Source organism: Paenibacillus sp. HGF5 (assembly GCF_000204455.1).
Classification (GTDB): Bacteria; Bacillota; Bacilli; order Paenibacillales; family Paenibacillaceae; genus Paenibacillus_AQ; species Paenibacillus_AQ lautus_A.
Genome location: NZ_AEXS01000019.1, coordinates 152,727 through 165,155, shown reverse-complemented (window position 1 = coordinate 165,155; position 12,429 = coordinate 152,727). Strand labels below are relative to the sequence as shown.

At 49.6% G+C, this 12,429-nt stretch carries 14 protein-coding genes and 1 pseudogene; 8 read left to right on the top strand and 7 right to left on the bottom strand.

Going from position 1 to position 12,429, the window contains the following annotated elements; translation table 11 throughout:
• Window positions 1-13 precede the first annotated feature (13 nt).
• The 5 genes from HMPREF9412_RS03535 to HMPREF9412_RS03515 are packed head-to-tail and all read right to left on the bottom strand — an operon-like array spanning window position 14 to window position 4,140.
• Window positions 14-622 carry a response regulator transcription factor gene (locus tag HMPREF9412_RS03535; protein WP_009589949.1) on the bottom strand — a complete coding sequence of 203 codons (609 nt, stop codon included), beginning with the start codon at window positions 620-622 and terminating at the stop codon, window positions 14-16.
• The gene (locus HMPREF9412_RS03530; RefSeq protein WP_009589837.1) at window positions 619-1,725 is read right to left on the bottom strand and encodes a sensor histidine kinase; all 1,107 of its coding nucleotides are present in this window, start codon (window positions 1,723-1,725) and stop codon (window positions 619-621) included. Before HMPREF9412_RS03530 ends, HMPREF9412_RS03535 begins: the two co-directional genes overlap by 4 nt.
• 51 nt (window positions 1,726-1,776) lie before the next feature.
• A complete protein-coding gene (locus tag HMPREF9412_RS03525; protein WP_009589809.1) occupies window positions 1,777-2,463 on the bottom strand; it encodes an ABC transporter permease in 687 nt (228 codons plus the stop codon).
• A complete protein-coding gene (locus tag HMPREF9412_RS03520) occupies window positions 2,460-3,194 on the bottom strand; it encodes an ABC transporter permease (protein ID WP_009589867.1) in 735 nt (244 codons plus the stop codon). The genes HMPREF9412_RS03525 and HMPREF9412_RS03520 overlap by 4 nt, the downstream gene beginning before the upstream one ends.
• A gap of 1 nt (window position 3,195) precedes the next feature.
• Window positions 3,196-4,140: an ABC transporter ATP-binding protein gene (locus HMPREF9412_RS03515; protein WP_009590030.1), complete on the bottom strand. Its 945-nt coding sequence runs from the start codon at window positions 4,138-4,140 to the stop codon at window positions 3,196-3,198.
• A 175-nt stretch (window positions 4,141-4,315) separates the two neighbouring features.
• Here HMPREF9412_RS03515 and HMPREF9412_RS03510 point away from each other — a divergent pair, with 175 nt between their 5' ends.
• From HMPREF9412_RS03510 to HMPREF9412_RS03495, 4 genes are all read left to right on the top strand, one after another.
• A complete protein-coding gene (locus tag HMPREF9412_RS03510) occupies window positions 4,316-5,011 on the top strand; it encodes a response regulator transcription factor (protein WP_009589817.1) in 696 nt (231 codons plus the stop codon).
• On the top strand, window positions 5,008-6,543 hold the full coding sequence (locus HMPREF9412_RS03505; protein ID WP_009589868.1) for a sensor histidine kinase: 1,536 nt from the start codon (window positions 5,008-5,010) through the stop codon (window positions 6,541-6,543). Before HMPREF9412_RS03510 ends, HMPREF9412_RS03505 begins: the two co-directional genes overlap by 4 nt.
• Window positions 6,544-6,718: 175 nt before the next feature.
• On the top strand, window positions 6,719-7,927 hold the full coding sequence (locus HMPREF9412_RS03500; protein ID WP_009590046.1) for a hypothetical protein: 1,209 nt from the start codon (window positions 6,719-6,721) through the stop codon (window positions 7,925-7,927).
• A gap of 69 nt (window positions 7,928-7,996) precedes the next feature.
• Complete coding sequence (locus HMPREF9412_RS03495; RefSeq protein WP_036671147.1) at window positions 7,997-8,677, top strand: stalk domain-containing protein; 681 nt, start codon at window positions 7,997-7,999, stop codon at window positions 8,675-8,677.
• 295 nt (window positions 8,678-8,972) lie between these two features.
• Here the strand turns inward: HMPREF9412_RS03495 and HMPREF9412_RS31925 are convergent, their stop codons facing one another.
• Window positions 8,973-9,233, bottom strand: coding sequence for a hypothetical protein (locus tag HMPREF9412_RS31925; protein ID WP_083829903.1), 261 nt, complete (start codon window positions 9,231-9,233; stop codon window positions 8,973-8,975).
• Between the two features lie 131 nt (window positions 9,234-9,364).
• Here HMPREF9412_RS31925 and HMPREF9412_RS03490 point away from each other — a divergent pair, with 131 nt between their 5' ends.
• The 4 genes and pseudogenes from HMPREF9412_RS03490 (at window position 9,365) to HMPREF9412_RS03475 (ending at window position 11,264) form a co-directional block, all read left to right on the top strand.
• Window positions 9,365-9,748, top strand: a complete 384-nt coding sequence (locus HMPREF9412_RS03490; RefSeq protein ID WP_009589993.1) for a nuclear transport factor 2 family protein — start codon at window positions 9,365-9,367, stop codon at window positions 9,746-9,748.
• A gap of 112 nt (window positions 9,749-9,860) precedes the next feature.
• Window positions 9,861-10,310 (top strand): annotated as a pseudogene (locus HMPREF9412_RS32390) (GNAT family N-acetyltransferase); the annotation flags it as partial.
• Window positions 10,311-10,355: 45 nt separating this feature from the next.
• The gene (locus HMPREF9412_RS32385) at window positions 10,356-10,781 is read left to right on the top strand and encodes a GNAT family N-acetyltransferase (protein ID WP_085981255.1); all 426 of its coding nucleotides are present in this window, start codon (window positions 10,356-10,358) and stop codon (window positions 10,779-10,781) included.
• Between the two features lie 39 nt (window positions 10,782-10,820).
• Window positions 10,821-11,264, top strand: a complete 444-nt coding sequence (locus tag HMPREF9412_RS03475) for a GNAT family N-acetyltransferase (protein ID WP_036671140.1) — start codon at window positions 10,821-10,823, stop codon at window positions 11,262-11,264.
• 95 nt (window positions 11,265-11,359) lie between these two features.
• Here the strand turns inward: HMPREF9412_RS03475 and HMPREF9412_RS03470 are convergent, their stop codons facing one another.
• Window positions 11,360-12,421, bottom strand: coding sequence for an S-layer homology domain-containing protein (locus HMPREF9412_RS03470; protein ID WP_254663989.1), 1,062 nt, complete (start codon window positions 12,419-12,421; stop codon window positions 11,360-11,362).
• Window positions 12,422-12,429: the final 8 nt, after the last annotated feature.

Genomic DNA, 12,429 nt, shown 5'->3' with positions numbered 1-12,429 from the left:
ACCGGGTAAGGCATCACAACGACTGCCTCCAATAATAGATCGCCAATTGGGTTCTGTCCCGGAGCTCCAGCTTATCCAGAATGATCGAGAGGGTATTGCGCACGGTGCCTTCGCTGATAAACAATTGCTCGGCAATTTCCCGATTCGAGCAGCCTAAGGCAACCAGCCCGAGAATATCGTTTTCCCGCGGGGTAAGGTCGGCACGATTCTCTTTTTCGGGCAGCATCAAGGTCTTCAGCACATTGGCATCCACAACGGAACTGCCGGAAGCCAATGCACGCAGCTGTTGTGCCATACTGGAGACCTGCGTCGATTTCAGCATATACCCTTCGGCTCCGGCTAGCAGCGCCAGGCGGATACTATGCTCATCTTGGAACGTGGTCAGCATCATAATCTGCACTTGGGGCCATTTTTGCTTGATGTGCCTTGCCGCTTGGATTCCGTCCATGCCAGGCATCCGAATATCCATGAGGACGATGTCCGGCAGGACCTCTTCGCAGCATTGAATGGCTGCAACGCCGTCATTCGCAGTCGCCGTTACTTCCATATCCGCTTCTCTGGATAGAAGCAGCCGGAGACTCTGACATACCAATGGATCATCGTCCACAATGAGAATGTTCATCGAATGCCCTCCTTTCCCATAGGTAATACGCAGACCAATTGAAATCCGCTGGATGTATTGGTGGAGATGCTCCCGCCTGCCGCCTGGGCTCTTTGCCTTAGGTTGCGGAGTCCGGTTCCAGGCAGCGAGGAGGAATCCAAAACGCCGTCATTTTGAACGCTTAACCGCACGATATGTTCACTGACGTCCAACGATACTTCAACGTGTTTGGCTTTGGAATGACGTACCGCATTGGTTAAGGCTTCCTTGAGACAAGCATTCAGGATGACCCACAGATGGGCAGCTATACGGGATGTATCTCCATAAATTTGCAGCTGTACAGGCATCGCTTTGAAATTGCGGCAGATCTCCTCCAGGCTCCGAATGCCGGTCGCTTGAACAGGCTGCATATTATGGACCGTTTCCCGCAGCTCCAGGGCGCTGCTCGACAAACGCATCTGGGCTTGAGCAAACATGTCTTCCGCTTGCGGGTCATTCTCCCTCCATAATGTTTCAAAAGCTTGAAAGGCTAACATCGCGGCTGTTAATTCATGGCCGACCTCATCGTGCAGCTTCTGGGAGATTCGATGACGCTCTCTCAGCTCTGCAAGCTGAGCCGTTTGCACATTGGCCATGAGCAGCTCACCCTTCAATAATTCCAGTTCGTAGCGATCGCGACGCTCCTGATCAGCCTCCAATCGATACTGATGGATTTGCTTGGACCAACATAAAACGATCCATCCCGCAAATGCAGCTTGAGCGAGCATGAAAAGAAGCCGGAGGTCCGGATCGACATACCCGATGACAAGTGCTGCCAGAATGGGCAGGGAAAACAGCGGTTTACCGGCAAGCATGGTTTCAAATAGCGGTAGAGCCAGTCCGAAGCCGGCCTCCGGCCAGAATGGTATGATGGACATGCATAGAATCTGGTCGACCAGTGTTGTCCATGAAGGAAGGGAAAACCGCCACCGGGCTAATGCCAGGATCGCTAAAGCGAAGATTAGGATGAACCCTTCGGTCCCGGCATCTCCCATAAACCAAAGAGCGGCCAGAAGCAGCAGGGCAGACATTCTCCAAATCACGACCGCTATGCTTGGGGACCACGAATCGGTATAGCTTTTCATGAAAACCTCCCATGGCATACGTTCTCTTTTCCCCATATCGTAACATATTTTTCAAGCCAGTTTCCTTCGGCTGCCAATCAGCATAAAAGCGATCGCAAACAACAGCAGGATCCCGAGCGGTGTGAGTTGCTCCGCAAACAAGCCTCCGTTCTTAGCAAGCATGATTCCCTCATGAAACCAATAGGTAGGGGATAACATAGCGATTTTCTGCAGGGATGCAGGCATAGCCTGAATGGGAAATAAGGTTCCTCCGAGCACCGCCATGATCAAGATGATTCCCAGCATAACGGCTGTAGAAGATTCAGGCTGGCGGAACATGGAGCACCAAGCGAGAGAGAAGCTAATCGCGGTGACCGAGAACACGCTGAACATGCTGAAGAGTTGAATCAGACTGCCAAAAACATCGGTATGCAGCAACCAGGCGCTGCACGTGACAACGGCGCTTTGTCCTACGAGCAGCAGAGCAAAAGCAAGCAGATTCTGCGATAAATACTTGAAGTGGGTCACAGGTGCAACGCCGATCCGGGTCATAATTTTATTCTTTCGATCCTCCATGATCATATGAACGAGTTTGGAGGCTGTGAATAACAGCAGGATTCCATAGAAGTGATACCCCAGCGGTAAGCCGTGCCAACCGCCCACAGGGAGGACAACGACGGCTGCGGGAAGGCCCAACAGCAAGATAAGATTGGGCAAGCTGCGTACGCTCCGGATGAGCGCGAAGTTAAATATCGTCAAGCGAGCTTCCTCCTCCCAAGCCATGCGCTGATCATCATGCATATCATGGTTAAGGCTAACAGCAATAGTATGCTTAGGTACGCTTTACCTTGCCCGCCATCGACAAGCATCTCCAGGACGGCCATCTTTCCGAGGGATACCGGATTCCCATAAGACGACATGAACTCAAAGAAACGATGATCCGGGAGAGGAAACATTAATCCGGTTAAGATGATGAAGCCGATTCCGAGGACTTCAGATACCCTTTCGGCCAATTTTATGTTATGGATGGATAATGTCAGCAGCAGATGTACGGACTGCGCAAAGAAGGAATAAATAATAAATACCAGCAAGACCCAGCCGAGCGATCCCCACGCGATCCCGAACACCCAGGTTGTGAATAGCACCAAGACCAACCCTTGCAAAGTGCTGAAGAGCGTGCAGGCAAGAATGAGAGAGCTTGAATAAACCGCTACGTTAATAGGGAGCGAATAGATTCTCCATTTCCGGGTTTTAAGTAAATCGATATCCAAATAACTCATCAAATACGTGCCGCCAAAAAACTGAACGCCCATAATGGTCGTAACGGCCATCAAGTCCAGCGGAGGAACCCCCTTCATGCCTTCATAGGGTCCAATAACGACACCCAGCACGGTAATGACGACCAGTGGCAGACCCAGCAGAAGCAGCTGCCCGATGGGTTCGCGTATCAGGCGCAGCAAGGAGAAGTACGTCATTCTGAACACAAGCATGTTAAGTTCCCTCCGTGTCACGTAGTTGCTTGCCGGTAAGCGTAAGGAATACGTCTTCAAGCGTAGGTTTCTCCGCATGGATGGATAGGACGCCGCCCGCGCTTTTGGCCAACGACAGGATGCGATCCAGATTTCCTGCTCCTGCCCGTGATATGATCTGAATTTGCGTTCCATTCAAAACCACGTGCTTGACTCCATCCAGCTGTTTGATGTTATCGATCAGATCTTTCGTCAGCTCCACGACTTCCAGCTTGATCTTCTCTTCATGGTGGATGTTCTTTACCAACTCATCGATCGTCCCCTGCGCGATGACGTGGCCTTGATCCATAATCACGACGCGGGATGCGAGGGACTGCACTTCTTCCATGTAATGGGTAGTATAGAGAATGGTCGTCCCCCTTTTTTGCAGCTCGCGGACCGATTCCAGGATGTGATTTCTGGATTGGGGGTCGATTCCAACCGTAGGTTCGTCCATGATCAGGAGCCTGGGTCTGTGAATAATAGAGCAGGCGATATTCAGTCTCCGCTTCATTCCTCCGGAAAATTTGGAAGGACGTTTATGGGCTTGATCCGTTAGTCCGACGAACTGAAGCGTTTCCGTGATTTGTCTTTTCAATTCCGTGCCTCTTAACCCATAGATTCCGCCAAAAAAGGCGAGATTCTCGTGAGCGGTTAAATCCTCAAAAACGGTGATATCCTGCGTAACCAGTCCAATTTTTCGTTTGACTTCCAGCATAGGGCCGCTTGGCCGTTCACCAAACAGCTCGATGCTTCCGGAATCGATGCCAATTAAGCCGGATAACGCATGGATCAATGTGGTTTTGCCTGCACCATTCGGCCCGAGAAGACCGAGTATTTCGCCTTGCCTGATTTCTAAATGGACATGGTCCAGGACAAGCTGATGTCCATAGCGCTTAATGATATGGTTCATGGTAGCGATTGTCATCCGAATCCTCCTCTGCTTGAGTGCTTAGCTTTATTATGGCAACCGGACGAAAGCGTTCATAGTTACAATTGTAATGAAATCGGCAGGGGGCGGTATGTTGAAATATGATGCCGGATACGTTACCATCATGGAATTAGCAAATGTGTAATCGGCCAGTAAAGGAGTCGTATCTGCGATGACCAAGGTACTTGTTGTAGATGATGAGATCAGTATCTCAAGCGCAGTCGCTTACGCGCTGCGAAGGGAAGGATATACGGTAGAGACCGCAGGGGACGGGCAGGAAGCGCTGGAGCGCGTGGAATCGTTTGATCCCGACGTGATGGTGCTCGATGTCATGATGCCGAGGCTTAGCGGGTACGATGTTTGTCGCAAGCTCGAGGATCGGCAGCGCCCTGCCATTCTGCTGTTGACGGTGAAGGACGATATTGTGGACAAGGTGCTCGGGCTGGAGCTTGGTGCCGATGATTATATGACAAAGCCCTTTGACATGCGGGAGATCATCGCCAGGGTAAAGGCATTGTCCCGAAGAAGCCGTACTCCCGAGGCAGCCGGGAAGCAAGCCCCCGAACAGCATGTGATCCGGATAGCGGGACTTACCATTAACCTGTTAAATCGCACCATTCATGCCGAAGGCAAGCCCCTTGAACTGACGCCGAAGGAGTTTGACCTTATGGCTCTCCTGGCCCGGAATCCGGAGCGGGTATATTCGCGAGAGGCCTTGCTTGAACAGGTATGGGACATGGATTTTGCCGGCGGCACGCGTACGGTAGATATTCACGTCCAGCGATTGCGCAAGAAGCTGGGAAACCAGCATGAAGTGATCCAGACCGTGTATGGCATCGGATATAAAAGCACGGAGATTCCATCATGAACAAAGGAAAAGTGCGTTTCGGCTTGAAGTGGAAGGTCGCACTGCTTCTCGCTTTGCTGCTGATCGCCGTTGTGGTTGTTCTAAGCACGTTGGTTCTTGCCGGAATACGGGAGGATCAGCGGGTACGCCTGGAGCAAACCTTCGCCCAAGAAGCAGAAGCAGCCAATCTCAGGATTCATCAGGAATTGCTGACGAATCCTCAAACGCAGCCCGATGATTTCATGGAAAATGTCGGCCAACGGCTGGCCGTCGATCTCGGAACCCAGAGCGGCATGCCGGTGACCCTGTATAAGATAGATGGTACATTCACGGGGACTTCCCTTCCGTTCCAGCCGAAGATGGATGTACAGGATGCGCTTGCTTACACGGCACAAGGGCGTTCCGCCTATATTACCGAGGGCGACCAGCTGTTATATCTTGCCCCGCTTCGGAATATGGAGCAGCCGATCGGAACGATTCAATTCCACGCTTCCCTGGCCGAGCAGCACGCGTTCTATGACCGGATCCAGAACCTGTTTATCGTGACGGGTCTTGCGGTGCTGGCCGCCGGCTTCCTGATCGGTTTTCTGTACGTGTGGCGGCAGGTGCATGTCATCAGCAGACTGAACCAGGCTGCGCAGAGGATCGGCGAAGGCGTCTATCTTCGAGAGCCGACGGTGAAGCGAAACGATGAGCTCGGCGAGCTGGCGCAAGGGATATATGAAATGAGCGGGCGAATTTCCTTGTCGGTGAACCAGCTAACGGAAGAGAAACAGAAGCTGCTGGATGCCATTGATCGGCTGCGGGAGCTGGAGCAGCAGCAGAAGCAGTTTATCGGAAATATCAGCCATGAGTTGAAAACGCCGCTGACCTCCATACTGGCCTACGCAGACCTGCTTGAGATGTATCGCGACGATCCCGCGCTGCTCGAGGAAGCCAGAGGACAGATCAGCAAGGAAGCACAACGTCTATACCGCCTGGTAGAGAAGGCGCTTCAGTTATCGTCCATGGATATTTATGAATTCGAAACCCATGCAGAACACATAGACCTCATGCCGATTCTGCAAGAAGCGGCAGCCCGGCTGGAGGCCAAAGCAGAGCAATCGGGCATAACGCTGCAATCCTCTTTATCCGAAGGCAAGGTATGGGCCGATCCGGAAAATCTGATGCATATGATTTTGAATCTGCTGGATAACGCCATTAAATATAACAGGCCCGGTGGGACCGTTACGCTATCGAATGAAGCGGACCGAGACCAACAAGGCAATGATCGTATGGTCATTAAGGTAAGCGATACCGGAATCGGAATTCCGGATGATGCCCGGAAACGCATCTTTGATCCGTTTTATACGGTGAGCAGCGACCGCTCCCGGGTACATGGCGGTACCGGCTTAGGGTTATCCCTGGTCCGCAATTTGGCGGAGAAGCAGCACGGTTCCGTCGAAGTTGCGGAATCCAGCCCCAACGGTTCTACGTTTGTGGTCACCTTGCCGATGGAACGGCCGCAATCCCAGGAGGTTCATTCCGTGGAAGAAAGCTCAGACTTGGAATAGGTCTGGGCTCTTTTTAAAATGTACATCTTTGTTTACAAGTTCGTTACAAGCTCGATATCGTATCGAGATATTCGCATTCTATACTGAGTTCAACAGGGAAAGAGGCGGCATGACAAGTCACATGAGTTGCAGCTGCCGAAGCTCCTTGGGGGAGAAGCATAGGAGGAAACCTGTTATGAAACATAGATTTGGGAAGCATGGGATCAAGTTGATGTCTATCGCTGCTGTGGTTGCAGTCCTTGCGGCCTGCCAGTCCCAGGATCGGTTGACGATCGTGGAACCGGGGAACAGTCAAACCAGCCAGCCGCCTGTATCGAATGCCGGAGGCAAGACACCGGGAGAACGCAAGCTCACGGTCGTTGACGGAGCGAGCGGGCAGGCCGGACGGGAAGTGGTCGTGAATCAGACGCACCGGATTGCCTCGTCCAACATCGAGACGTGGATTTCGGAGGATAAGGTCAGGGTCACTACAACCAAAATGGTAAAGGAAGCAACCGCTACGGAAGAACCGAAATATGCGTACGCCACCGAAGAGGTGAACGTAAGCACAGGCGAGCGTCGTGAGCTCACGAATCATGAAGCGTCGCATCCAGACCAACATCTGGTCAAGGAAGAGGTCTCGCCGGACGGTAAATATAGCTTTATACAGAAATGGAGGGATAAGTACACGGCAGACAATTTCATGAAGGATCTTAGTACCGGCAAGAGCATACCGGTAAAAGGGGACAACTACATGGAGATTGGCGGTTGGCTCGATGCGGACACCTATGTACTTGCGGCAGGCTCCATGAGCGGCAAGGGGGAGATTCGTCTCATATCTACGGACGGTACTTACACCACCACCGCCATTGAGGATGAGGACGTTGAAGTTTACAACCAATTCGGAGCGAGTAAAGGCCGGATCTATTATATCGACGTGAATCAGGTGCTTAAGGTGGTTGAACCAGGGCAGTCGAAGCCGGTACATCTCATTGAAAATGTATGGAGCTTCACCATCTCGCCGGATGGAGAGTACATTGCCGTCTCCACAGCAACCAACACGGAAGGGAACTCGGGCAGCAATTTACTGATCTATGACGCCGCAGGCAGCTTGCAAGGATCGCTTATCGGTAAAGGCAATCTGATTTCTTACCCGTCCTGGTCGCCGGATTCTGCCAGATTAGCCTTTGATGTGTACTCGGAGAACGAAAGCGGGATGAACGGCGTGTATGTGTTTGATACGGCTTCCGGGAAAGTAAGCTGGATGGCGCCCTATTATTCAGCGGTGCATCCTGCGGCCCATCCGGTCTACCCGCTGACCTGGAGTCCATCTGGAAAAAGACTGGGAATTACAATTGACGATAAAGATGCTTTAATAGCGACGCATGTCATTGATTTTCAATAAAGTTATCGCGATTCATACTATGACTCATCGACTTGGAAGGTTGATGAGACTACGAAGGGAATGGATGAAATGAAACAGTTGAAAAAATCTATCGCGGCGGTTGCCGTGCTGGGAATGACGTTAACGGGAGCGGCTGGCGTCTATGCTGGCGCCAACCTGGAGAAAATCTCGGCTTACCTGAACCACAGCATCGGTATCCAAGTGGATGGTACCGTTTATAACACCGGCAAAACATTGACTCCGATTACGTACAAGAACACAACGTACCTGCCGGTTCGCGCGATTGCGGATGTGCTTGAAGTTCCTGTGCGATACGATGCGAAGAATAACCAGGTGCTGATTGGAGGAAACGGTCAGACGATCGAGCTGACCAACGTGAAATATAGCGATGCCGAGCGGAAAGAGATCAAGAGCGCATTCGCCAAATTTGATGGTTTCCAAACGCCGTATGCTCCAAGTCAGATGGTAAAAGGCGATGTCTATCAAAAAACGGGTGCATCGGAAGATGGCGTTAACATGTTATTCAAACACATGACGGTATATATATCCCCAAGAGACTACTCTCATGGATATGACAGCAAACCGGTAACGTTGTCCAACGGAACCAAAGCAAAATGGTATACACCGGATGACACGGACATGCTGGGATTTCAGATCAATGACCGTTTCGTGACAATCAGCTCCCCGGATCATTCCTTAAGCAAAGCGCAGCTGGAGAAGGTCGCAGTCAGCGTTGCCCAATTGAAATAAATAGAGAGAATTCTAAGGTGATAGAGATATATTTCAGATATGAAAAAGGAAATAGCGGTTCTTACGAGGAAGCTTGCAGGGTGAACGGAATTCCCTGCGAGCTTTTTTTCATATTTAGAAGGGGTCCTTGAAGTGATATTTCCTGGGCAATCTATTCTGGTAATACATGGGATATCATGGAATGCTCAGGCGGATTTATACTGTAAATATATGGGTGAGGGGAAGGGGTGGTTACTTATATTGAAACTCGCAGATAAAAAAGAAGCAGCAAGACGCTGCTCCTCCCATCGTTTCATTAGTTGCGCTGCAATAACAGGTAACCGCTAATGTTGGATGTTCTTTGACGAAATACGATTTTGAAACCTACATCATGATCCTGCAAGCAGGCCAAGGCGGTTCTAAGCAAGGCATTCGGCGTCAAATCAGCCCGGCAAGGTGAAGCATTGCCAATGACGCGTGCAGCCACGATTCTACGCGGGGAACCCGCGACAAGAGGATTTCTTGACCAGCTGATTAATACTAAATCCGGTTGAGGAACAGCAGTGACACGACCCATTCAAATCACCTCTTATACTATAGTAGAGTCCGTATATTAAATGACAAGTTGATGAGAAATGTGCAAAGCATAAGGCGGAGTTTTTCAAAAACAGGGTTGACGACCAACAAGGGATGGAAGGGGAAAAACGTATGAATCCTATGAAAATGAGGGACATGGTTGAGAAGTATGTAATAGCCTATAATTCGTTTGATATCGAGGGGATGATTGCTCTTCTGCATGAGGAGATTGAATTCAGAAATTTCTCTAACGGATCGGTGGATGTGGAGACAAAAGGCATCGAGGAATTTTGGGGAATAGCCGAACAGTCCAAGTCGTTATTCTCCCACCGTTGTCAGACTATCGTTGGTTATTCGTTTGAAGATGACAAGCTTCAGATTGAGCTTGACTACGAGGGTATCCTCGCTAAGGATTTGCCTAACGGGATAAAGGCTGGAGAGAAGATTCAGATGAAGGGAAAGTCCGTATTCGCGTTTAAAAACGATAAGATCGCAGTGATTGAGGATTATAGCTGATTAGTTAGAAGGATTTTGGAATTGTTTAGCTAAAGTCGTTTTATCCCGGAATTAAGGTTCCTTTATATGGTATTATTTGGGTTAATGTATGCTCGCTTGGGGGGGCCATGATATGGACATGGAGTTGAAGCCGGTTAACCGAAAGAACTGGGAAGAAGCATTGGCAATGCAGGTTTCGGTCCAACAGCAGGGGTTTGTACCGGCGGTAGCCGTATCTCTCGCCAAGATCTACATCAAACCGGACGGTGATGAAGTCGAATACCTTCCCTTTGCGATATACGTCGGGAACCGAATGGTTGGATTTATCATGCATGCCTATGAGATGAATTCATCCGATATGTATTGGATTAACGGCTTTTTAATAGATGCGGGAGAACAGGGTAAGGGATATGGCAAAGCAGCTTTACTCCAGATGATTACATGGATCCAAAGCCAATTTCCGCCATGCGAGGAAATACGCCTGACCGTGCATAAGGATAACCTGATAGCGAAAAATTTGTACAGCAATCTAGGTTTTGTGGAAACGGGGAACTGGTTCGGCGATGAGGAAGTTATGAAGCTGAATGTTCAATCCAATCAAGAGGTTAAGAGAAGGGGGAGCGACCCATTGTCGCAGATCAACATCAATCGAAGCAGCCCGGAAGAAGCGCTTGCGGTACGGACGAACCTGATACAATTCAATGCTCGGTTTATCGCAGAAGATTTGCAGCAGAATTACGAGGAGATCAACTTACATATAAAAGATGAGTTTGGAGAGATCGCAGGCGGCATCAACAGTGTATTTTGCTGGAATTGGATTGAGGTCGATATTCTGTGGATCGATGATCGATATCGAGGGCGGGGATATGGCTCAAGATTACTACAAGAGATTGAGACGATCGCAAGAGAAAAGCAGTGCACCTTCATCAAGCTCAATACCTTCAGCTTTCAAGCGCCGGCATTCTACCGTAAACATGGATTTCAAGAGATAACTCGCATTGAAGATGCCCCAAGGGGACATCAGCACTATTATTTTGTTAAATATTTGGCGTAAACCCGTGTGAACATCAACAACGATTCGAAGGAGCTTGAAATGATTAGACTGCAGCCCATAGATAAGGATAATTGGACCGAATGCATTAAACTGAAAGCGAAACCGGAGCAAGAAGGCTTCATTGCCTCCAATCTGTATTCGATTGCCCAGTATCAATTTCTTGAACATTTTGAAGCGATGGCCATTTATGATGATCAGACGATGGTCGGGTTCGCGTTATATGGCTTGGACGCCGATGACGGCAATTATTGGATTTACCGTTTCATGATCGACGGGAATTTCCAAGGGGAGGGCTACGGGAAAGAGGCTTTGCGATACATCGTTGAACAAATCCGTAACAAGCATGACCGGACAGATGTCCTTATGCTAAGTTTTGATCCGAAGAACGAACGGGCCAGACAGCTGTACATCAAAGCGGGTTTTGAGGAAATCGGCGTTATGCCCTGGTCGGGGGGAGAATCCGTAGCGAAGCTGGGGCTATGAGATATCAACTTAGTGGTGTTCAAAAAGGCGTGAAAAGCACTGTATGACAAAAAAGGGAGTGCATACTGTATGCAACAGTTATGCACTCCCTTGTGTCATTTTAATTGGAGATTGGGTTCATACCATGTGGCTTGGGTAAAGTCCTGGAACGTATCAGCGTAATAATACATAACTTCAATGTTGTTATTGTCGCCGGTTGCTTTTTGACCCTTGCTTCGGATAATGGGGATGAATTCCGCGTAGTATGCGCCATTCAAAGGGATTCGAACAGGCTGCTTAGGGTTGCTCAACTGCTCGTAAGTATAATAGGATGGCTCCCCGTTCACGTTGATCTGCAAGTCGATTGTCTCCGTAGCCTTCAAGGCCAGATAGAACTCCGGCAGGGCATCGGAATTCACCAAAGCGAAGTCATAAACCGGACTTTGTCCGTGTCCTGACGGGGAACCCGCATAGATAAAGTTTCTTGTGCCATTCGGAATGAGATCATCCGGCGATGGTTCTCGAACATAGCTGCCGCCATCAAAATAGTCGTAAATTCGATGCAGGACAACTGCGGTTTCTGCTAACGTTACCTTTTGATTCGGGCGAAAATACCCTTTCGTATCGGGTTTCATGATGCCGGCCTCGGCAAAGCCGAGCAGTGCATAGGCTTTGACGTGATCGAGATCGGAGGCTAAGGAAAGCCCCCATCTTTTGTCTTGCATCAACCCGATTTCGGGCGCTAATGGCTGATAGGCATACTTCCACTTATCATATTGCTTGTAGGAATTGAAATTTCTTTTGGGTAGGTCTTTAATCGCCCGCAATCTCGCGATATCCTCACCGTCGTATAACTCCAAGGAATAACCAATATCATCGAACAGCGTATTCAGCGTAATCAACAAGTCCCAGCGTGTTAACACTTTCTCCGGTATATACTTGAAGGTTTCATCGCCATAATTGATTCTGTCTGCGGCTCCGATTAATCCGTTCGGCGCTGAAGGTATGCTGCCGTAAACATCCTTAAAAATCTGGTAGGATGGGTGCCCGTTAGGGACGCCGGGAATGTTGAACTTCTTATCAGCATCGACCCGGAAATCGGTAAACAGCCGGTGAACCATAAGGGTCAGATCGGCTTTGGTCACCATCCTGCCTAGCGTTTTTGTCCGATATTCCATGTTCTCAA